We start from the raw sequence: 21,194 nt of genomic DNA on the forward strand, positions 1-21,194 counted from the left end.
TGTGCCGCCCAGTCCGGCCGACGCCCATCGACGCCATCTGCAGCAGCCGACTACGCCGCGGCGTAGCTGAGCCGCAGCAGGTCGTTGGCGCGCTCCAGGTCCTTCTCGGTACGCAGCCGGATCTCCAGGCCTCCGGTCCCGTGATGGCCCAGGCCGGTCACGTCCCGGGTGAACCCGGGGATCAGGTCGACCTTCTTCGGGTCGGCCCGCAGGTAGACCAGGACCTCGGTGCGGCGGTCCCGGCCGACGCAGGCGATGTTCCGCGCCTGCGGTAGGCCCGGTACTGCTTGCGCTCGATCCGCCGCACGTCCTCGCCCAAGGACACCAGCACCTCGTCCAGGGCGTCCCGCAGCTCGCCGATCGCGTCGTCGGCCGACTGCGTCTTCGGCATACGCCCCGCGCGGCCCGACCCCGCTCCGGGGCGGCCGCGGTCGCGGGCCGCGGCGGTGACGACCGGCTCAAGGCCGAGCAGGCCGGCGCCGAAGAAGCGGTAGCGGACCAAGTCGATGCAGCGGCGGATCTCACCGACCGCGTGCCGGTCGTAGCGTGTCAAGTCCTCCGCGACGCAGGTCAGCCTCGGCGCGCTCCACAGCACCTGGGACGCCGCCGGAACCCCGAGCCGGTCGCGGACCAGTGCCTCGAACTCCGCCCGGTGATCGGTCGGCCACGCCAGATAGAACAGCCCCTGGGTGATCACCCCGGGATCGCGCCCGCGCTTGTGCTCCACCACCACCGGAGCACCGTTCTCGTCGATCCCCAGCGAATCGATCCGCCCACCGTGCACCGGACCCGTGCTGTACTCGGACGCCAGGAACCGCACGCCCAGTAGCGCCGGCATGTTCGCCTCGACCAGCCCCCGCAGATCCCGCTCGAACTCCAGCGCCTGCGGCACGACCTCCACAGCGCTTCCATCACCCAGCGTGAACAGCCTCAAACGCGTCCCCCTTGCGATCCTCCACACCGATCATCGACGTGACACCAACGCGACAGGGAGGCACAATCATTTCCAGCGCGAGTTTCACCGTGGCCGCCTGATGGATAATCAGTTATCAGGTCGGAGCGCGTGGCGTATTTGTGGCGCGGCAGACCCGACACTGCGTCAGATAACCCTCTGACCTGTGGAAACGCCGGGGAGAGTAACCTCCGGACCTTTGCTCTTTCCGGCGTGAGAACCCTACAAACGGGCAATGTGTGCCCTCGGCGCGACCAATCCCGCAGGTCAAGCGGTCAGCGGTCGCGTGACGACCGACCCACCTCCGCGCCGGGAGACTGTGCGGACCACATTCGCCCGTCAGCCACGTTCTCCATGAGTAACCCCGTGGCCTGCAATGAATCCCGCAAACGCACACGGTCATGAGGGCCAGGCCCGGTCGCAGCTGGAGGACTCCAGCACACCGAGCCGCTCTTTGAAGAACAGCCGCCCGTCCTCCGCCACGCCATGGGTCCGGATACACACCTTCAAGATCAGCACCAGTCGGGGCGGCAGCGGCACCACCCGGGTGTCTTCCGCAGCCTGGTTCTTCAAGCCCCAGTCGTCATGGAACTCACCGGAATCGGTCCAGCTCATACCGGCTGTTGGGAAGCCAGGTGGAGCGAGACTCCGGCCTGGCAGTTGGTGACCCCGCCTGCGATGCCGGTACGGCGTTGAAGGGCCGACCTGTGATGCCGACGGCCTTGGCGGGGTGGTGTTCGGCAGGCTCCCGGTGTGGGGATCGTCGAGCGGCCGGGGAGCACTGCGCCAAGGGTTGACACCGCACACTCCGGTCCCGCACAGTGCCGTCGTTAGAGCTGATGCTCCTCCCACAGACCGCCCCCCGGTTCATGTTAGCGCTAACAATTACCCTCGCGCCCCCTTGCCCACACCCCCACGCTGCAAGGAGATCCCCGCGTGAACACTCGTGACTCGCGCCTGTCCGACCACCTCGACACGCGACACCATTCGGCCCGCGTGCGCCGCTGAAGCCCCTCGGGCGGTGTCACCGCGCGAGCCCGGCCCGCCGGTGCGCGGTTGAGAGCAGGCGCCGACAACCGTCTCGCTCGCCGCCTCGGGCCCGGTCGGCCCGGCACGCCTCCCTCGCTGCCTCCGGCCGGGTCGGGGCCGCTACGTCCCTGGCGTACTCGCGGAAGCCGTCGGGCCAACGCGCCTGCCCGGTAACACATCGTGCGGGCCGGCTTCCTCGCCGGTCAGGACACCGCGCCCCGAACACCTTCCAGCTCAACGGCGGCACCCGCACGACCGCCTGACGGCCGCCGCCGCGCCGCGGCGCGGCCGATGGCCTCCATGCCCCTCACTCAAGGAGAGTGTTCTGTGAAACGCAGGTATACATTCAAACGCTACAAGCCGATGCTGATCACCCTGCTTTCCATGGTGCTGGCCGCCGCGGGGATCTCGTTCGCGACGACATCGGCGCAGGCAGCCACCGGCTGCAAGGTCGACTACAGCATCACCAGCCAGTGGTCAGGCGGCTTCGGCGCCAGCGTGAGCGTGACCAACCTGGGTGACGCGGTCGCCAGCTGGCGGGTCGGCTGGACCTTCCCCTCGGGACAGACCGTCACCCAGTTGTGGAACGGCACCTACACCCAGAGCGGCTCCCAGGTCACCGTGACCAATGCCTCCTACAACGGCAGCCTGGCCACCGGCGCCTCCACCAGCTTCGGCTTCAACGGCGCCTTCACGACCAGCAACTCCGTACCCAGCACCTTCACCCTCAACGGCACCACCTGCACCGGCAGCACCACATCCGGCGGAGCCACGACCGGAGGCACGACCACCGGCGGCACCACCACAGGTGGCACGACCACGGGTGGCACCACGACGGGCGGTACCACCACCGGCGGTACTACGGGTGGCACTGGCGGCCCGTGCACCCTTCCGTCGTCGTATCACTGGTCGTCGACGGGTCCGCTGGCGCAGCCGGCGAACGGATGGGTCTCGCTGAAGGACTTCGACACCGTGGTCTACAACGGCAAGCATCTGGTCTACGGCTCGACCGTCAACCAGTCCGGGTCGTACGGCTCGATGGCGTTCGCGCCCTTCACGAACTGGTCGGACATGGCGTCGGCCCAGCAGATCGGAATGAACTCGGGCACGGTGGCGCCCACGCTGTTCTACTTCGCGCCCAAGAACATCTGGGTGCTGGCGTCCCAGTGGAGCCAGTGGCCCTTCTTCTACCGGACGACGAGCGACCCGACCAACCCCAACAGCTGGTCCTCGCAGCAGGCGCTGTTCACCGGCAGCATCTCCCCGTCCAACCCGATCGACCAGACCCTGATCGGTGACGGACAGAACATGTACCTGTTCTTCGCCGGCGACAACGGCAAGATCTACCGGTCGAGCATGCCGTACGGGAACTTCCCCGGTAACTTCGGCTCCTCCTACACCACCGTCATGAGCGACTCGCAGGCCAACCTCTTCGAGGCGGTGCAGGTCTACAAGGTCCAGGGTCAGAACCAGTACCTGATGATCGTCGAGGCGATGGGCGCGCACGGGCGCTACTTCCGCTCGTTCACCGCCTCCAGCCTCGGCGGATCCTGGACCCCGCAGGCCACCAGCGAGTCCAGCCCCTTCGCGGGCAAGGCCAACAGCGGCGCCACCTGGACCAACGACATCAGCCACGGCGACCTGATCCGCAACAACCCCGACGAGACCATGACCATCGACCCCTGTAACCTCCAGTTCCTCTACCAGGGCAGGAACCCCTCCTCGGACGGCACCTCCTACAACCTGCTGCCCTGGCGGCCAGGACTGCTCACCCTCCAGCGCTGACCCGCACGCGCCCCGATCCGCCGAGGGGCCCCGGCTGCACCCCGGCCAGGGTCCCTCCTCGGTAACGCCCTGTCGGTCCCTTCGCGAGAAGGACCCGCTGGAGACGCGGACCGCCGCCCGCCCCGGTCAACCCGCCCTGGACCAGCTGCTGCACCATGCCCATTCCCCTCTCGTCGAGGAGGCAGGACTGCCCACCACTTAAAGCCGCCATCCGCTCTACCACCCGAACGGCCCAGCCTCGGATCGGGGACGGCCCCGTTCTGCCAGCGGAAACCATGGTCACCCAGCGCAACCGGAAAGCACGTGCGCCCGATCACACTCCTTCACGCCCCAACGCCGTTCTCGGCCAGGGATGCCGGCACACCGGGAGGGGTACGAATCCGGGTGAGGGTCCGTAAAACGATCGGTGTAACTCCTGATCAAGGAAGATGCATCGATGACCAGCGACAACGTGACCGAGGCCGAGCCTGTCAAGGCAGTTGAGCCGCAGCCGGCGAAGGCGGTGGACGACCAGCTCATCGACGAGTTGGTCGGCCGGGCCCAGGCCGAGGGCCTGCAGCTGACCGGCGAGGGCGGCCTGCTCCAGCAGCTGACCAAGCGGCTCCTGGAGTCCGCTCTCGAAGGCGAGATCACCGACCACCTCGGCTATGACAAGCACGACCCTGCCGGGAAGAACGGCGGCAACAGCCGCAACGGGACCCGGGCCAAGACCGTGCTGACAGACGTCGGACCGGTCGAGATAGCCGTGCCCCGCGACCGCGAGGGCAGCTTCGAGCCGAAGATCGTCAAGAAGCGGCAGAAGCGCCTGTCCGGCGTGGACGGAAGCCGCACTCGATCGGTTCGCGGAGTTCGTCGACGCATGGGGCAGGAAGTATCCGGCGATTGTCCGGCTTTGGGAGAACGCGTGGGAGGAGTTCACGCCGTTCCTCCGCTTCGACACCGAGATCCGTCGCATTGTCTGCACCACGAACGCCATCGAGTCGGTGAACGCCAGGATCCGGCGGGCGGTCAAGGCCCGCGGCCACTTCCCGAACGAGACCGCGGCCTTGAAATGCGTCTACATGGCCATCATGTCGCTCGATCCCACCGGCAAAGGCCAGGCCCGCTGGACCATGCGCTGGAAGACCGCCCTGAACGCCTTCGACATCACCTTCGACGGCCGACTCTCAGCAGCCGGCCAGTAACCCCAACAACCCGGTTACACCGCTCGTTTGACAGACCCCCCGGAGGGTCACGAGCGCGGTGTGGACGGGGTCGAGTTCCTCGACGGAGCGGTGGTAGGCGAGGGTCTGCGTCAGTTCCAGGTCGATGGCTTCTGCCGAGTCGCGGATGCGGCCGAAGCGGGCGCCGCGGCGAACAGGCCCGAGCACGCAGCGCACGGTGGCGGTGGCCTGGGCCGGGTTGACCCAGACACGGCGGTCAGCGGGCCGACCGCCGCCGCGCGGACGTCCTCGCCCTCGATATCACGTGTTCCCGCGGCGTCTGCGTCGGCGGGCCGCAGTGAGCAGGGTGGCCATGCCGAGGAGGAGCGCCGCGCCGATTACGCCGATGAGCACCGGGCGGGAAGGGGCGTGTGGCGAGATGACGGCGGCCGCGGCGGCGATGCCGGGGGTGTGGGGGAAGGTGATCCGGGCGTGGGCGGTCTCATCGAGCAGTCCGCTCTTCAGATCGATGGTGGCCTTCCACGGTCCGTCTGCCACCTGGTCGGTCACTGGGACGGTCACCGGTTCGGACTGGCCTGGTGCCAGGGTCGTGCCGAGCTTCACCGCGTAGGGGCCTGCGGTGAGGTTCCCGGAGACCTTGGAAAGCCTCAACGTGCCGCTCAAGTCCACCGCGCGGCCCCCGGTGTTGTGCACCTGGGCCATGACGATCGCGTCCCCGGCGGGATTGCGCTCGGCGGTCATCGTATCGACCGTGAAGGCCGCAGAGGGGGGATTGTCGCCGCCGACGGAAAGGTAGAGACGGATGCCGGTACGGGTGACCAGTGTGACACCGCCGGCGCCGTGAGCGTCGGAAACCTGGGCCCACAGGACGGCGTATCGCTCACCGGGTGCCGCATCGGCGGGTACCGCGATCGTCACGGTGTCGTCGGCGTTGCCGCCTGCTGGGATGTCGAGGCTGGAATGGCCCAGCTTCGTCCAGGTGGTCACGTCGTTCCGGGTGCCGGCCCGCGCGCCGATGAACGAACCGTGGGTGATGGCCGCGGCGCCCGGATACACGTCCACGTGCTGCGTAGAGGTGCTTTTGTTCACGACCCGGATGCGGCGGTGGATGATCGTGCCGGGTACCAGGTTGTCGATGATGTATTCCCGGGCTCTGGGGTCGTCGGCCAGCTTGGCGGGTACATCGACAAGCCGGATGCCGATACTTCCGGGATCGTGGTGTGTGCCGCGTGGCGCCGGGGCGGCGGTACTGGTGCTGGGCGCGAGGACGCTGGCCGACACGGCGATCGCCATGCCTGCCAGCACCCGGGCGGGAATGAAACTACTCAAAGTGCCAGGCCTCTGGAGATGTCACGAGTGTGCTCAGGCGACGGAGTGGATGATCGTTGAGGTGTACGTCCCTGCCACGGTGTTCGCGGGAAGATTGAGCGTGATGGTCGGGTTCCAGGTGGCGCTGTTGACCCCTACCACTCCGGTGGCGGTCTGCACCGGACCGGGCGGGTACAGCGGGTTGAGATCGCTGGGCGCGACACTCGCGGTGCCGGTGACGGCGGCGAGAGGGGACGTGTACGTGGAGGAGCCGGCCGTCGAGACGGAGATGGTCGAGGAGGGCCCGATGAAGTCGTTCCCGTTGGCCGTGACCGTCCACCCGGTGGTGCCGCCCCGGCTGTCCGTCACCGTGACGTTGCCGAGCTGTGCGCTGACTGTCTGGGCGGTGGCGAGGGCCGGCACCGTGCCCAGGGACACCGGACCCGCCGGGACGGTGATGTCGAGTGTGCCGGTGGTGACCGTGACCGTCACCGGCGTGCTGCCGCTGCTGGCCGCGGACGCCGATGCCGCGAGCGGCAGCACACCGAGGGCGCCGGCGACGATGGGAATGACAATCCTACGATTACGCATTCATCGATCCTCTACTGTTTTGCGAGAGCGACCTGGATTCTGGGTATCAACGTACGGTCGGCGAGATGTAAAAAATCCGTCAGGTCCTCACGAGTCGATCCATTTCATCCGTTCGGACGCGGCTCCACTCGTCACCTGCTTCAGATCAACTGGATTTGTTCCGCCGCACGTCAGGTCAATTGCCTGACAGGGTCGTTGCTCCTGGGCAACGAACTCCGTGCCAGCCCGATTTTTGTAGGGCCCCGACAGGCGCTCGCCGCATCCTCCCCCGGCACGTAGATGCCTTTGGGACGGGTAGATCCGCATGCCGTCGAGTCGCGTATGCCAGTGATGAGGATAGCCACTCGTCACTCTGGGTACTGACCTTGCGGATTGAAGGCCGGGTTCCGGCCCAGGCCAGGTCGTGGCTCAGCCGGTCGGGCAGCTGCCGGGGCAGGCGGCGTTCAGGACTGGGCTGATGCTCTCCTGGTCCGTCATCGAGCAGCGGGCGTACCCGATTCGGATCGCTGCCGCCGTCGTCGCCGGGCTCTACCGTGTACTCGGCATCGTGCCCGACCTCGCCACCTACCTCCAGCGGCGCGAGTACTCCGTGGGCATGCCCTGGCTCTACGACCTCGCCACCCTCGGCCTGCCCCCTCCTGCCGGCCACCGTGCTCGCCAGCCCCTCCATGCGCACCCTGCACCACCCGGCACGCTCTCATCGAGGCCACGCGCCTGCGATAGCAGTTGAAGCCCAATCCGACCGCGCACATTGAGTAATTGGGGTGCTACCAGAGCCGGGGGCCCGGCAGAGTGGGCGCCTGGATTCCCTCCTACGCGCCCTCGTGATGAACATGGTGCGCGGCATTCTCCACCCCGAGCCGTTCCGCCGCCGCCGAGTGCGCGCCGCAGCCCGCTCTCTTGTCACCTGCGAGAGCTGGCCCGACGACGACGAGACGAAGGCCGACGTGGCGCAGCTGGCGATGCTTCGGCTGCTGTGGCTCCAGCGGGAGACCCGCGAGCGGCGAGCGGCCGGCACCGGGAAGCGTCCGTGCTGCTGGCCCGTGCCGCCGTGGAAGGGTGCCTTCTCGGGCTGTACTGCCTGCACAAGCCGGACGTGGTCGCACGGTTGAAAGCAGCGAACATCAAGGCGATGGGCGACGTCGTCGGCTACTTCGTCGATGACGGTTTCGTCTCGAAGGGCGCGGTCGACGAGTCGCTCGCAAGTTTCGGGGACAAGGGCCAGCCCTTGAACGTCCGCCAGATGGCCGAACTGGTCGGCACAACGCTGGAAGGTGCCGGCGCGCTGAGCTTGTACCGCCGCTTCTACGTGCCCACCTCGACGTTCTTCGTGCACGCCAACGCCGCATCCCTGCTGCGACACGTCGGGCCGGACAACGCCCTCAACGGTCGGCCCGTCGTCCCGTGGACACGCCGGTCCGCGGTCCGGATCAGCGATGCCTGCGTGGGGCTCTTGGCCGGTGCCCTCGCGAGCCAGGCGGACGTGGATACGACAGTATTCGAGGAGTACGCGCAGGCACATGCCGCGCGGGCGATAACCCCACTGGCCGTCGTGGCAGGGCGCGGTCTTCGGAACTCGGTGAAGCTCGCGGAACTGCCGGCCGCATGGCAGCGGATGCTCCGCCTGCGCGCGTACGCAGAATCCGAGCAGGCGTGGCTGGACGCCCCGGCCGCTCGCGAGGCCCGGGTGCGGCAGGAGTTCCCGCAGAGCCTCGGCGTCCTTTACCTGGATCTCGACGACGGAGCAACCGCACCGGTCTACGAGTACCTCGTCACTGTGCTCCTGGAGAGGATCGCCGAGCACGGGGCAGCAACGTAGGACCCCATCCCACGCCCTGGAGAGCGTAGAGGGCGGGTCTGTCCAGCGACTGGCGCTGTTCCGTAGTCGGTGGTGACGGTGGGCGACAGGTGTCGTTGAACTTGTGTGCGAGATGTCAACGCCCTGGTGGCGACGGTGTTTTCAGGGCTTTCGGGGCTGGTCATCGACGATGTGGTGGACGACGGTGAGGTGATCCGGGTAGCCGCTCGGACCCCGGAGGTTCCCTTGCCCTGGCCGATGTGTGGGGTCCCGACGGGCAAGGTGCACGGCTACCACGGCCGGACGGTTGCGGACGTGCCGGTCGACGGCCGGCAGGTCGTCATCGATGTCCGGGTGCGGCGCCTGGTCTGCCCGGTCCTGGGCTGCCGGCGGCAGACCTTCCGCGAGCAGGTCCCCGGGCTGCCGGAGCGCCTGCAGCGCCGCACCACGCGTCTGACCGGCCAGGTCTCGGAGGTGGTCAAGGAGTTATGCGGCCGGGCGGCTTCGCACCTGGCGCGGTTCCTGGCCACGCCGATCTCCTATGCCACCGCCTTGCGGCTGCTTCGAGGCATCCCGCCGCCGACAGTGAAAATCCCGAGGGTGATCGGGGTCGACGACTTCGCCCTGCGCCGCCGCCACCGCTACGCCACGATCATCATCGACGCCGGTCCGAGACCCCGGCCGTCCCCGTCACCCACCTCCTCCACGAAATCAGGCAGCTAGGCCACACCGGCAGCGCCAACCTGCAGGTCCGCTACCTCAACCAAGGCCGCGCCGAAGGCGACCGCCCCGTCACACCCCCGCCACCTCCCCCGACTCCTGCTCACCCACCCCGAGCACCTGTGGACCAAGGACACCGACCTGCTCGCCCCCCTCACCGCGGCCTGCCCCGAGACGACCCAGCTCACCGCCCTCCTGACACCCACCGACGGCAACGACTCCAAGCTCACCGAATGGATCGCCCAAGCCCGCAGCGCCGACCTGCCCCACCTGCACAGCTTCTGCCACGGCCTCGAACTCGACCGCGCCGCCGTCAACGCCGGCCTGACACTCCCCTGGAGCAACGGCCGCACCAAAGGCATCAACACCCGAACAAAGAAGATCATGCGGCAGATGCACGGCCGAGCAGGATTCGACCTCCTCCGCCACCGCATCCTCCTCCAATGACTGCCACCGACCGTCACCACCGACTACGGAACAGCGCCGGAGACCGTACAGACCCGACCTGGGGCAGCGACGACACCCCCATCTGCCAGTTCGACGACACCGGTTACATCCACGACCCGCTGGTCGGCCGGTCCCGTCCGACGCCGCAGCAGATCGGCGGCCGCGGCCTGTGGCTGATCCGCCAACTCTGCGACCTGGTGCAGACCCGCTCCACCGCCGAGCACGGCACCACCGTCCGCCTGAGCACAGCACTGCCCTGACAGCCCTCGCAGTCCACTCGATCTGCTCGATCGATCAGGCCGAGTCCAACCCCGGGCGATCTGCTTTCTGGGACTGCCCCAACGGTCGGCGGCGAGTCGGTACGTGCCCCACGTGTGCGAACGGCCGATCTGCCGCCACCGCCGGGACCGCGCGCAGTCTTCGACGGCGGCCTGCCGGTCACGGCGACCTCTCCGACAGCCTGCGACGGCCGGCCTGTGGACAACCGTCACCATCTCGCGGCGGGCGGGGACCGACCTCGGCCTTGCGCCCGCGAACGCCGGTGCCTGCAGGGAGCGACACGCCGGTCGGCGGCGAGTGCGGTGTTCGACCAGCTCGGGCGGTCAGTGCCCGACGGACAAGATCGCCTTGGCCTCGCGCAGTGCGTAGTACACCAGCACGTATCCGGCTGCCGGGTCTGCCCACCACAGGCCGGCCAGAGCATTGAGCAGCAGGCCGAGCAGTACGGCCGAGGCCAGCAAGCCGTCGATGAAAGTCACCCGCCCCTCCATGGTGAGCACCGGGTTGTCCAGGGCGGCGCCGGTGCGGGCCTTGCCCGCGGAAAGGACGAACATCACCGCGGCGGTCACTGCGGTCCAGGCGATGCCCAGCGGCGAGTGATGCGGCCGAAACGCGGTGGCCAGCGCCCAGGTGGACTGCACGAGCAGGTAGAGGACCAGGAGTGTGAAGCCGACGCCGATCAGCTTCAGCGCACGGCGCCGGCGCTCCTTACCGGTGCCCGACAGTTCCCACACCACCACGGTGGACGCGCCGATCTCGATCAGGGAGTCCAGGCCGAAGCCAGCCAGCGCAACCGACCTGGCGGAGACGGCGGCGACCGCGAGCACCACGATGCCGACCACATTCCAGGCCAGTGTGGTGTATTCCAGGGCGAACCCGCGGCGGACAAGCGCCTGACGGGCGGCATCATCAGCACTGGTCACCGGGGCATCCTCGCAGGAGTTGCCTGCACGCTCGCGCCCGCCCCCGCAAGCCCGGCGCCGACCGGTCGGGCAACATGCCGGGCAGCGGGGTCGGGCAGCGGACACGCAGCGCCGTGTGCGCGGGCGCGGCGCCAGGCGCCGTCGGCCGGCAGACGCAGCCCGTTGAGGCGACGATGACAGTGGAGCCCTGATGCCCGGCCCCACACCCAGCGGCAGGGGCGGGGTACCGGCCAGGTCCCAGATGACCAGGCCGGTGATGAACACCGAGGCGATGACCAGGTTCTGCACCACCAGGCGCCGCACGCGGGACAAGGCGGCGACGGCGGGGACGGTGGCCAGCTCGTCGCGGACCACCACCGCGTCGGCGGTCTCCAGCGCCAGGTCGGATCCGGCCCCTCCCACGGCGATGCCAGTGCGGGCGGCGGCAAGGGCGGGGCGTCGTTGAGTACGGACTCGTGATGCGTAGATCGCCGGTCTCGTTCTGGTGAGACTGCGACAAGCCTGCCAGGCTGGGACAATGCCCGGGCGTTACGGCCCCCGCTACCGGGGGATCGTGACTGCCGACAGGCGTCAGCCCGTGTTGAGCAGTCCTCGTCCCAACCAGTCGCGCGTGTCGTGCACGCCGGGGAGGACGAAGAAGTAGCCGCCGCCGACGGGGGAGATGTAGTCGGCGAGTGGTTCGTCGACGAGGCGGGTCTGCACGGCCTCGAACTGCCTTACGACGTCCTGCTGGTAGCAGCAGAAGACCAGGCCCATGTCGAGGTTGCCGACGGAGTCGATGCCGCGGTCGAAGTTGAAGCCGCGGCGCAGGATGCGGGAGTCGTCCGTCTTCGCGGTGCGGGGGTTGGCCATGCGGATGTGGGCGTTCAGCGGAATGGCGTTGCCGTCGGGGTCTTTGGGGTAGTCGGGGGCGTCGGTTTCCTCGGCTCCGTCCAGAGGGGCGCCGGTGTCCTTGCGGCGGCCGAACATCTTCTCCTGCTCGGTGAGGGAGACCCGGTCCCAGAACTCCACGAGCATGCGGATGATCCGGATGACCTGGTAGCTGCCGCCGGTGGCCCATGAGGGTTCGCCGAGGCCGTCGGTGACCCACAGCAGTCGGTCCATCTCGCGGGTGGAGGACACGTCGGGGTTGGCGATGCCGTCCTTGAAGCCGAGCAGGTTGCGCTGCGCTCCCGTGGGGCGAGGGGCGTTCTGGAAGCCGTCGATGCGCCACTTGATCTGCATCGCCCCGCGGGTGTGGCGGGCGATGTCGCGCAGGGCGTGCAGCACGGTGTCCGTGCTGCCGCCGCAGATCTGCAGCGAGAGGTCGCCGTGGCACTCGGCGGCCTGGAGGTTGTCGTTGGGGAAGACCCGCATGGGGCTCAGGCGGCGCGGCTTGGCGGCGGCCAGGCCGTAACGGTCGTCGAAGAGGGACGCGCCGACGCCGACGGTCACGGTGAGGGCGTCGGCGGGGACCGTCGGGCCGAGAATGCCGTTGTCGGAGGGCGGGGCACCGACGCCGAGGTCAGCCGGGGTGCCGCCGGCGGTCAGGAAGCGGGCCCGGTCGGTGATCGTACGCAGCAGGCCGGCGAGTTCGGCCCGGTTGTCGGCGATGACGTCGAACGACACGAAGGTGGCCGCGGCCGGCGCGGGGGTGGTGATGCCCGCCTGGTGCACGCCGTGGAACGGTACGGCGGGGGCCCGCCCCGGCTCCACGGTGTCCGACGCGTGCGCGGCGGCGCCGCCGGCCGCCGAGGTCAGCGCGAAGCCGCCGCCAGCCAGCGCCGCGGTGCCGGCTCCCGCGCCGAACACGGTCTTCACGAAGGACCTGCGCCCGGCGCCCATCGGGCAGGTGCCCTGCGGCACCGCGGGGGCCTCGTGGCCCTCGGGGCGGGGGGAGTCGGCGGACATCGGAGGGTTCCCTTCGGGGCGGCGGGCGGCGTGCGGCCGGGCGGGCGCGCGCGGAGCGCGGGTTCGCTCGTCGGGCGCCTGTACGGCGCCGACGTGTGTGGTGGCGGGCGGAGGGGGCGTGCTCATCACGCGGACTTCCGGATCTCGAGGAGGTCGGGCACAGGTGCCAGGTCCTCCAGCAGTTGCCCGGTCGCCCCGTTGACCTTCTGTCGTGCTGCCGCGTCCAGCTTCTCGACCGGCGTCCAGGCGGCGCCGCGGTGCGCGGCGTCCAGCAGGCCCCGCAGCCGGGCGATGTCGGCGTCGATGACGGTCAGCTGCTGCGGCGCCCGGCGGATGATCAGCGGACGCAGCACGTCCAGCAGTTCGCGGGTGCCGTCCAGGTTGGCGTCGGCGGTGGCCAGGTTGCTGCCGCTGCCCTGGTCCGTGTCGCCGGTCAGCTCGAACTGGAGGGTGTTCTCGAGGATCTCGTGGCTGCGCAGCGGCAGGTCGGACGGGTCGAAGGGCTGCGTGGGGAACGCCTTGCGCAGCCCGGTGACGTCCTTCACGAGCTGGTCGGCGAGGGGGCGCAGGGTCGCGGCGGACTGCCCGTGCCACAGGCCGTACTCGATGCGGTGGAAGCCGGTGAAATCCGGGTCGGTGACACCGCCGGGCAGGCCGTCCTTGCGGCCGTTGATCTTCGTGTCGAATTCGGTGAAAGTGCCGTAGGCCGCGCCGAGCGAGGAGTACGTGAGGTGCGCGGTGAGCCAGTCGGTGCGGGCCGCGCCGAGGTCGCCGGCCGTGAGGTCCGCGGTGAGCTGGGCGGTCTGCGTCCGGAGCTTGTCGAGCCCGGCGTCCACGTACGTCCTGTACGCGGCGAGCGGCGGCTCCAGTTCCGAGGCGGCGAGCGGCAGTACGGGCTTGGCGGAACCGCCGCCGCTGACCCGTACCGTCGCGGAGGTCACGGCCTTGCCGCCGGTCGGCACGCAGCGCCAGGCGTATGCGCCGCTGCCGAGGGTGGCGACCAGGTCGCGAGTGGTACCGGGGGCCAGGCCCTCGATCTCGCCGTACACCGCGTTGCTGGCCGGGTCGATGAGGTAGACCTCGGACGCCTTGCTGCCGGTGTTGTGCATGCGGAACGTCTGGCGGCCGGGGTGCGGGGCCGTGAAACCCTTGCCGCAGTCCGCCTCCGACACACTCACGGTCGAGGCGGCGGCTTTCTTCCCCCCGGACGCGGCGATGACGACGCCGGCGGCGACGGCCGGGATGGCGACGACGGCCACCGGTACGGTCCAACGCGGCACGCGCCGGGCGGCGATCACGGTCGCGGACGCTGCGGCGGCGGCCGACTTCGCCGCCGGCGCGGCCCGCAGCCCCCGCACGAACAGGCTCATGACCACGGCGAGGTACACCACGTACGACACGACCTGAAGCGACGTCATCTGCGTCGTGAGGTTCAGCACTCCCTGCACGAGCTGCGCGTACCACGAGGTGGCGTCGACGTGCGCCGAGACGTCCACCAGGTACGAGCCGCCGCCCGGCAGGACCTTGCCCTCCTGGAGGTCGCGCAGGCCGTAACCGAGCACGCCCGCCGCGATGACGATCAGCCCGAAGCCCGTCCAGGTGAAGAACCTGGTCAGGTTGATCTTCAACACGCGCTTGTAGAGCCCCCAGCACAGTCCGGTCGCCAGTACGAGCCCGATGGCCCCGCCGAGCAGCGGGCCCGCGCCGGAACCGTGCGCGGTCTGCTCGTTGGTCCACAGGAAGAGCGCGGTCTCCAGGCCCTCGCGGCCGACCGCGAGAAAGCTGGTGACGACCAGCGCACCGGCGCCCACGGTGAGCGCGGCGGCCACCTTCTCCTTGATCTCACCGGACAGGTTGCGCGCGTTCCTGCGCATCCAGAAGATCATCACGGTGACGAAGGCCACCGCGACCACCGAGAGGAAGCCGCCGAAAGCCTCCTGGGCGGTGGTGGCCATCTGCTGCGAGCTGAACGTCAGCACCGCGCCGAAGCTGAGCGACAGGCCGACCGCGGCGGCGACGCCGGTCCACACCTGGGGCAGCCGCTCCCTGTTGCCGCCGCGGACCAGGGTGGCCACGAGGATCGAGACAACGAGCCCTGCCTCAAGGCCTTCCCGCAGACCTATGAGGAAGTTGGGGAACATGTTGTCCCACATGAAGGTGCCCTCCCCGGGCCAGTTCAGCCCACCGCCGATCAATTAGCCAAGGCAAACCTTACCAGTGGGGTCTACAGCCGTGTCGACGAAGGTCGTGCGGGAGATTCCGGAGCGGCCCGGAGCGCCGGTCCCCGGCGCCGGTGGGCGCGCAGGGTCGGCGGCGGTACGTGCCCGCCCCGATCCACCGACCGTCCTTCCTCGTCCGGGGCTCCGGTCGGAGGTTCGCGAGGTTGGTGATCACATCAGTGCGTCACCTGAACCTGGATCACGTCCTGGACGGACTCCCTCGGTCCGCGCCGCTCGCGATCATCGCTGCTCGCCCTGCGAGTCGCCTGCTCAGAAGTGGTGACTGGTGAAGTCACCCAGCAGGACGTCGAGCTGCCTCTCCTGCTCGGCGGCCGGGGCGGGCTTGATGTCGCCGTGGTCGATGGCGTAGGTCCTGAGGACCTCGTCCATCTGGTTGTCGAGCAGGGTCCAGGTGGTGTTGTCCACCGCCTGGAGCGAGGTGGCGTCCGCGTCCCAGTCGTCGCGCATCTTCTGCACGGTGGCGTGCGAGGCCGCGGTGCTTCCCGCCTTGTCCTGCGCGATCGCCGTCTGCGTCAGCCTCTCGTACTTCGTCACCGCCGCCGCGGTCTGGCCGGCGGTCATGGCAGCCTTCGGGCAGGCCGGCAGCGTCTCGCTCTGACCGGTCGGGTCGCACGTGACGTGCGGCTGGTGGTGGGCCCAGACCAGCAGCGCGACGGTGGCGAAGGCGACCGCTGCGAAGCCTCCCAGTGCGATGCGCTCTTTGCGCGGGTTGGTGGTGACCGGCGACTCGTGGGTCAGTTCGTAGGTCTCGGCGACGTCGCTGCGGCTGACCGCCAGGTAGACGACTGTCGCCAGGATGGCGCTGAGGAAGATCAGGCTCGTGGCGAAGGTGCCGAGGCCCAGCCCGACGGGCTCGCCGGGGCTGGTCGCGGTTTTCGGGGAGGCGAGCCAGTCACCGATGTTGGCGCCGAGCGGGCGGGTGAGGATGTAGGCAAGCCAGAAGGAGAGCACCGGGTTGGCACCGAACTTCCACAGGCCGGTGACCGCCGCGATGAGACCCAGTGGCAGGAGCACCGACTTTTCGGGCGTCCAACTGGTCAGCTCGAGTGTCCAGTCGCCGGTGGCCGTGCCCAGCGCGAAGGTCACCAGGACGGTCAGCCAGTAGAACGCCTCCCGGGGGAAGGTGGTGATGCTGTGGATCGACAGGGTCCGCTCGCGCAGCCACCAGACCCCGAAGACGAGCGCCAGCAGGACGGAGAACACCGTCGCGCTGAGCCACAGCGGGACGTGTCGCTGATCGGTGAGCATGTCGGTGTAGAGGGTGCCGGTGACACTGACCACGACCACGGTGAGCCAGTACGGGAACGGACTGTAGCGCCTCGTCCGGAACTGGACGGTCAGCACGACCGCGAACACCGCGGTGAACAAGAGCGTGGTGTTCGTCAGGCCGAAGCCCAGCGTGGTGTTGATGTAGTCGGCGAAACTCTCCCCGACCGTCGTGCAGAGGATCTTGATGATCCAGAACCAGACCGTGACCTCGGGCACCTTGTTCAGTGCGCTACTTCCCGCGGCGCCCTGCCGGGTCGTGGGAGTGGCGGGAGTGGTGGGAGTCGTCATGTCGCGACGGTAGCGTCTACAAGCTTGTAGTCACTAACGTGAGGTGCTCTCCGGCCAGGAGCTGTCGAGACCTCGAAGGGATGCGTTCGCCCGCACCGGTGGCGCCGACATGACCGCCCTGGCCCCTGGATATCGGCTCCACCCTGGTCGCACGAGTGGTGCGCACACAAGCGCGACGGGGCGCCGGGGGTGGGTTCCGACTTCCGGCCGACCCGCACCTGCCCGTGGTGCGTTCGCGCTGGTCACGGCCTTGCGATGGAATTCCATTGCAAGGTGTGGCGGAGTGCTTGCGGTGGCGGCACGCAGTCAGGTTTTTTTCAGGCTGCGCGTGTCAACCTCGGCCCATGAGCGCGACCGTGGGCACGTCACCGGGGCCGGGGCATACGAGGGGCCGCCGGGGAAGCGCCGGGATCGGTGACAATCGTACGGTGACCTCTCATCGCGTCCTGGTCGTGGAGGACGACCCGGGCCTTCGCGCGATACTCGCCCGTGGCCTGCGGGAGGAGGACTTCGACGTCCTCACCGCCGGCGACGGGGCGGGCGCGCTGCGGGCCCTACGGTCGCGGACACGAGTGGACGCCGTCGTCCTCGACATCGGGCTGCCCGACTCCGACGGACGGGACGTGTGCCATGCGATGCGGGCGGCTGGCATCGACGTCCCCGTGGTGTTCCTGACCGCGCACAACACGCTCCCGGACCGGCTGTCCGGCTTCACCGCCGGTGGCGACGACTTCCTCGCCAAGCCGTTCCACTTGGTGGAGCTGGCCGCCAGGGTCCGGGCGGCGCTGCGCAGGGCGGGGCGGGAGGCGACCGTCGAGTCGTCCGGTGTCCGGCTCGACCCGGTGGCGCACGTCCTCCAGGTGCACGGGCGGGACGTGCCGCTGACGCCGACCGAGTTCCGGCTGATGGCCTGCGTGATGGCCGCGGCGCCGGGCACTGTGGTACGCCGCCGGGCTCTGCTCAGGGCGGCCTGGCCCGAGGGGGCCCGGGTCAGCGACAACACCCTCGACCAGTACATGACGCGGCTGCGGCGCAAGCTGCGCGAGGCCGGCGGCGGCCATGCGATCAGCACCGTGCGGGGCGTCGGGTACCGGTTCTCGTGAGGCTCCTCCCCTGGTCTCGGGCTTCGGCCTGGGCGGCACGACCTCCGGGGCGGCGATCGCGGCGGCCGTCCCGGCCCGTGCTGCGGCCGCGTACGCTGCGCGGGCGGCTGGCCCTGCTGGCGCTGGCCACCACCGCGGTCTGGGTGACGGTGCTGACGATCGCCGCCAACCTGATCCTGGGTGCCCAACTGCGCGGTCAGGCCGACGACCTGCTGCGTACGAGGTCCGCGGCGGTGGCGGCCACGGTCGAGGCGCGGGCCGACGGCCGGATCGTCGTGCACGAGCCCAGCGACGACCAGGCGCTGGACGTCGGCGTGTGGATCTACCAGGGCCGGGTTGCCGTCGAGCGCCCCGCCGCGCCCGACGCGTTGCAGCGCCAGGCGGACCGGCTGGCCGGCCGGTCCTCGGTGTTCGCCGACACAGCGGAGCCCGCCGCGAACCGGCTGTACGCCCTTCCCGTCGTGGCCCCGGCCGGCGGCCGCCAGGTGGGCACCGTGGTGGCGACCGTTGCACTCGACCCGTACCGGTCCACCGCCAGGTACGTGCTCCTCGGCTCGATAGGGCTCGCGCTCGCGCTGCTGGCCGGCGTCTACCTCGTGGCGCGGGCGGTCGCCGGCCGCGCCCTCCAGCCAGTGGGGGCGATGAGCGCCCAGGCGGCCGAGTGGAGCGAGCACGAAGCCTCGCGGCGCTTCGGCACCCACGAGCGCCCGCGTGAACTCGCTCACCTCGCCGGCAACCTCGACGGTCTGCTGGACCGGCTGGCGGCCCTCGTCCGCCACGAGCATCAGCTCACCGCCGAGCTGTCACACGAGCTGCGCACGCCGCTTGCGCGGATCACCGCCGAGGCCGAGTGGCTGACCACGCGGCCACGCAGCCGGGCCGAGCAGGCGGCCTCCCACGAGACCATCGCGGCGAGCGCCGCGGCGATGGCGCAGATCTGCGAGGCCCTGCTCGCCGACGCCCGAGCGGGCTCGGCCGATCCCGGCCGCTGCGCCCCCGGCGAGGTCGCGGCGTCCTTGGCCCGGCGGCGTGCCGAGTCCGCGCCGAAGACGGTCCCGGTCACCGTCGAGGGGCGGGCGGTCACCGCCGACGTCCCGGCGGCGCTGTTCGAACGCATCCTCACCCCGCTGCTCGACAACGCCGACCGCTACGGCTCGCACGAGATCCTCGTGGAGTGCGTGCCGGCTCCGCGCGGAGCGCAGGTCCACGTGAGCGACGACGGCCCCGGCGTCCCCGCGGTCCTGGGCCCCGCGGTCTTCGAGGCCGGACGCCGGGCCGACCCCTGCGACGGCCACGACGGAGCGGGCCTCGGCCTTGCCCTGGCCCGCCGCCTGGCCAGAAACGCAGGCGGCGACATCACCCTGTCCGAGGCTCCCGGTCCCCTGGGAGGCGCGCACTTCGTCATCACCCTCCCCGGAGCGCGGGGGTCTGCGGTTCACTCGGTGTGAGGGCGTGCCAGCCCGTGGTCGTAGGCGAAGATCACGGCCTGGATGCGGTCGCGCGCGCCGATCTTGGCGAGGACCCGGCCGACGTGCGTCTTCACCGTGGACTCGGCCAGCACGAAGTGGGAAGCGATCTCGGCGTTGTTCCAGCCCTGGCCGACGGCGACGAGGATCTCGCGCTCGCGGTCGGTGAGGGAGTCCAACCCCGGGCCCGCGACGGGGCTGGAGGGAGTCAGTTGAGCGAACTCGCGAAGGAGGCGGCGGGTGAGTGCGGGGGCGATCACCGCATCACCGGCTGCGACGGCGCGAATACCGGAGAGCAGCTCCTCGGGGTGGGCGTCCTTGAGGAGGAAGCCACTGGCCCCGGCGCGCAGGGCCGCGTAGACGTACTCGTCGAGGTCGAAAGTGGTCAGCACCAGGACGCGGGAGCGGCCGCCGGTGGCGGTGATCCGGCGGGTGGCCTCGATGCCGTCCATGCCGGGCATGCGGACGTCCATGAGGACCACGTCGGGGCGGAGTTCAGCCGCCATGCGGACAGCCTGCGCGCCGTGCGCGGCCTCGCCCACGACCTCCGTCCCAGCAACGGAGCCGAGGAGCAGCCGGAAACCGTAGCGCTGCAGCGGCTGGTCGTCCACGACCAGCACGGTGGTCATCCGGCACCGTCCAGCGGGGTGAGGTCGAGCACGGCCTCGACTGTCCAGCCCGTGCCGTCGGGACCCGCCCTGAGGCTTCCCCGGTAGAGGGCGGTGCGCTCGCGCATGCCGACCAGGCCGTGGCCCTCCTCGTTGACCGGCTCGTGGCCGCGGGTGTCGCCGCCCGCACCGGTGTCCTGGACCCTGAGGGTCAGCCGGGAGGGCTCGGCGATGATCGCCAGGTTCACGCGGGTGCCGGCGCCGGCGTGCTTGAGGGAGTTGGTCAGCGCTTCCTGGACGATGCGGTAGACCGTGAGCTGCACCCCGCTGTCGAGGGCTTCGACAGCGCCGGCGGTGCGGTAGACGACGTCGAGGCCCGCGGCGCGTACACCCTCGCACAGGCTGCCGATGTCGCCGAGGCCGGGCTGCGGGTGCAGTTCAGGACCGTCCTGTGGGCCGCTGGCGGCCTCCCGCAGGACGCCCAGGACGCGCCGGAGCTCGCCGAGTGCCTGACGGCCGGTCTCGCCGATGAGGTGGAGGGCCTCTCTGCCGCGTTCCGGGGCGGCGGCGCCGGCATAGCCGGCGGCGTCGGCGAGGGTGATGATGACGGCCAGGTTGTGGCCGACGATGTCGTGCATGTCGCGGGCCACCCGGGCGCGTTCGGCCGCGGCGGCGAGCCGGCCGCGCTGGTCCCGCTCGACCTCCAGCCGGGCAGCGCGGTCGCGCAGCCCGGCGAGCTGAGCCCGCCGGACCCGCACCATCAGGCCGAGCGCCAGCGCCGCGGTCGCCGTGCTGAACAGGAAGAACAGCGCGTCCCCGACGGACACTGCAGCCGACGCCCGCACCGCGACCAGCACCATGGCGGCGGCCGTGACCGCGCAGGCCCAGGGCAGCTGCCGCAGCCGCCCGTGCAGAGCGAGGCTGTACAGGGCGATGAACAGCGCGATGTCCGCGCGCAGCGCGGCGCCCAGCCAGAACTGGAGGACGAAGGCGCCGGCCACGGCGCCGAAGGCCACCGCAGGTCGGTGTCGCCGCCACAGCAGCGGCACGACAAGCCCGGCCTGGAGGGCGAGCATCCCGGCGACAGGCAGCCGGGCGAACGCCAGCCGGAAGCGGCGCGGCCCGTCGCCGTCCTCCCCGTGCAGCAGGTCGGGCAGGCAGAACGCCAGGAAGACCAGCACCAGCAGCGCGCTGTCCAGCACCCACGGGTGCGCCCGGTCGGCCTGCCGCAGGCGCCGGCCGGCCCGGGAGAACCGGGCGACCAGCGGACCCATCGCGCCCATGTCCGTCATGGACGCCGCAGGCGTCACGTCGTCCGAGGCGTCCAAGAAGGAC

Annotated in this window: 16 protein-coding genes and 4 pseudogenes; 8 read left to right on the forward strand and 12 right to left on the reverse strand. The window is 70.2% G+C overall.

The window, feature by feature from the left end:
* Nucleotides 1-50: 50 nt before the first annotated feature.
* Both OG900_06325 and OG900_06330 read right to left on the reverse strand, forming a co-directional pair.
* Nucleotides 51-919 (reverse strand): annotated as a pseudogene (locus OG900_06325) (DUF5655 domain-containing protein).
* A gap of 432 nt (nt 920-1,351) precedes the next feature.
* Nucleotides 1,352-1,567, reverse strand: a complete 216-nt coding sequence (locus OG900_06330) for a hypothetical protein (GenBank protein WUH89786.1) — start codon at nt 1,565-1,567, stop codon at nt 1,352-1,354.
* A gap of 741 nt (nt 1,568-2,308) precedes the next feature.
* Between OG900_06330 and OG900_06335 the strand changes: the two genes are divergently transcribed.
* The gene (locus OG900_06335; GenBank protein WUH89787.1) at nt 2,309-3,766 is read left to right on the forward strand and encodes a non-reducing end alpha-L-arabinofuranosidase family hydrolase; all 1,458 of its coding nucleotides are present in this window, start codon (nt 2,309-2,311) and stop codon (nt 3,764-3,766) included.
* A gap of 436 nt (nt 3,767-4,202) precedes the next feature.
* Nucleotides 4,203-4,950: pseudogene (locus OG900_06340) on the forward strand (transposase).
* On the opposite strand, the gene OG900_06345 reads toward OG900_06340, so the two are convergent.
* The 3 genes from OG900_06345 to OG900_06355 all read right to left on the reverse strand — a co-directional run bounded on the left by OG900_06345 (nt 4,933) and on the right by OG900_06355 (nt 6,828).
* Nucleotides 4,933-5,136 (reverse strand): hypothetical protein, encoded by a 204-nt coding sequence (locus OG900_06345; protein WUH89788.1) that lies wholly within the window; start codon nt 5,134-5,136, stop codon nt 4,933-4,935. The pseudogene OG900_06340 and the gene OG900_06345 sit on opposite strands and share 18 nt — an antisense overlap.
* A 93-nt stretch (nt 5,137-5,229) precedes the next feature.
* Complete coding sequence (locus tag OG900_06350; protein WUH89789.1) at nt 5,230-6,258, reverse strand: hypothetical protein; 1,029 nt, start codon at nt 6,256-6,258, stop codon at nt 5,230-5,232.
* A gap of 33 nt (nt 6,259-6,291) precedes the next feature.
* Nucleotides 6,292-6,828 carry a WxL domain-containing protein gene (locus OG900_06355; protein ID WUH89790.1) on the reverse strand — a complete coding sequence of 179 codons (537 nt, stop codon included), beginning with the start codon at nt 6,826-6,828 and terminating at the stop codon, nt 6,292-6,294.
* Between the two features lie 1,030 nt (nt 6,829-7,858).
* Between OG900_06355 and OG900_06360 the strand changes: the two genes are divergently transcribed.
* The 4 genes and pseudogenes from OG900_06360 to OG900_06375 all read left to right on the forward strand — a co-directional run bounded on the left by OG900_06360 (nt 7,859) and on the right by OG900_06375 (nt 10,053).
* Nucleotides 7,859-8,647, forward strand: a complete 789-nt coding sequence (locus OG900_06360; GenBank protein WUH89791.1) for a hypothetical protein — start codon at nt 7,859-7,861, stop codon at nt 8,645-8,647.
* A 105-nt stretch (nt 8,648-8,752) separates the two neighbouring features.
* On the forward strand, nt 8,753-9,349 hold the full coding sequence (locus OG900_06365; GenBank protein WUH89792.1) for a transposase family protein: 597 nt from the start codon (nt 8,753-8,755) through the stop codon (nt 9,347-9,349).
* A gap of 234 nt (nt 9,350-9,583) precedes the next feature.
* On the forward strand, nt 9,584-9,793 hold the full coding sequence (locus OG900_06370) for a hypothetical protein (protein WUH95636.1): 210 nt from the start codon (nt 9,584-9,586) through the stop codon (nt 9,791-9,793).
* 80 nt (nt 9,794-9,873) lie between these two features.
* Nucleotides 9,874-10,053 (forward strand): annotated as a pseudogene (locus tag OG900_06375) (ATP-binding protein).
* Nucleotides 10,054-10,395: 342 nt separating this feature from the next.
* Here the strand turns inward: OG900_06375 and OG900_06380 are convergent.
* The 5 genes and pseudogenes from OG900_06380 to OG900_06400 form a co-directional block, all read right to left on the reverse strand.
* Nucleotides 10,396-10,995, reverse strand: a complete 600-nt coding sequence (locus OG900_06380) for a cation transporter (GenBank protein ID WUH89793.1) — start codon at nt 10,993-10,995, stop codon at nt 10,396-10,398.
* A 166-nt stretch (nt 10,996-11,161) separates the two neighbouring features.
* Nucleotides 11,162-11,430: pseudogene (locus tag OG900_06385) on the reverse strand (heavy metal translocating P-type ATPase).
* Between the two features lie 135 nt (nt 11,431-11,565).
* The gene (gene efeB / locus OG900_06390; protein ID WUH95637.1) at nt 11,566-12,819 is read right to left on the reverse strand and encodes an iron uptake transporter deferrochelatase/peroxidase subunit; all 1,254 of its coding nucleotides are present in this window, start codon (nt 12,817-12,819) and stop codon (nt 11,566-11,568) included.
* 191 nt (nt 12,820-13,010) lie between these two features.
* Nucleotides 13,011-15,038 (reverse strand): FTR1 family protein, encoded by a 2,028-nt coding sequence (locus OG900_06395; GenBank protein WUH89794.1) that lies wholly within the window; start codon nt 15,036-15,038, stop codon nt 13,011-13,013.
* 336 nt (nt 15,039-15,374) lie between these two features.
* On the reverse strand, nt 15,375-16,682 hold the full coding sequence (locus tag OG900_06400) for a hypothetical protein (protein WUH89795.1): 1,308 nt from the start codon (nt 16,680-16,682) through the stop codon (nt 15,375-15,377).
* 428 nt (nt 16,683-17,110) lie between these two features.
* Here OG900_06400 and OG900_06405 point away from each other — a divergent pair, with 428 nt between their 5' ends.
* Together OG900_06405 and OG900_06410 are read left to right on the forward strand one after the other, a co-directional pair.
* On the forward strand, nt 17,111-17,785 hold the full coding sequence (locus OG900_06405; GenBank protein ID WUH89796.1) for a response regulator transcription factor: 675 nt from the start codon (nt 17,111-17,113) through the stop codon (nt 17,783-17,785).
* 77 nt (nt 17,786-17,862) lie between these two features.
* A complete protein-coding gene (locus OG900_06410; GenBank protein WUH89797.1) occupies nt 17,863-19,233 on the forward strand; it encodes an ATP-binding protein in 1,371 nt (456 codons plus the stop codon).
* Here OG900_06410 and OG900_06415 read toward each other — a convergent pair.
* Together OG900_06415 and OG900_06420 are read right to left on the reverse strand one after the other, a co-directional pair.
* Nucleotides 19,221-19,880, reverse strand: coding sequence for a response regulator transcription factor (locus OG900_06415; protein WUH89798.1), 660 nt, complete (start codon nt 19,878-19,880; stop codon nt 19,221-19,223). The genes OG900_06410 and OG900_06415 overlap by 13 nt on opposite strands.
* A complete protein-coding gene (locus OG900_06420) occupies nt 19,877-21,151 on the reverse strand; it encodes a histidine kinase (protein WUH95638.1) in 1,275 nt (424 codons plus the stop codon). Before OG900_06420 ends, OG900_06415 begins: the two co-directional genes overlap by 4 nt.
* Nucleotides 21,152-21,194 lie beyond the last annotated feature (43 nt).

This window comes from Streptomyces sp. NBC_00433 (genome assembly GCA_036015235.1).
GTDB lineage: Bacteria > Actinomycetota > Actinomycetes > Streptomycetales > Streptomycetaceae > Actinacidiphila.

Excerpts from the sequence above, each read along its gene's own strand:
- OG900_06330 (WUH89786.1), bottom strand. The coding sequence starts at position 1,567 with ATGAGCTGGACCGATTCCGGTGAGTTCCATGACGACTGGGGCTTGAAG.
- OG900_06355 (WUH89790.1), bottom strand. The coding sequence starts at position 6,828 with ATGCGTAATCGTAGGATTGTCATTCCCATCGTCGCCGGCGCCCTCGGT.
- efeB (WUH95637.1), bottom strand. The coding sequence starts at position 12,819 with ATGGGCGCCGGGCGCAGGTCCTTCGTGAAGACCGTGTTCGGCGCGGGA.
- OG900_06395 (WUH89794.1), bottom strand. The coding sequence starts at position 15,038 with ATGTGGGACAACATGTTCCCCAACTTCCTCATAGGTCTGCGGGAAGGC.
- OG900_06400 (WUH89795.1), bottom strand. The coding sequence starts at position 16,682 with ATGACGACTCCCACCACTCCCGCCACTCCCACGACCCGGCAGGGCGCC.
- OG900_06415 (WUH89798.1), bottom strand. The coding sequence starts at position 19,880 with ATGACCACCGTGCTGGTCGTGGACGACCAGCCGCTGCAGCGCTACGGT.
- OG900_06420 (WUH95638.1), bottom strand. The coding sequence starts at position 21,151 with ATGACGGACATGGGCGCGATGGGTCCGCTGGTCGCCCGGTTCTCCCGG.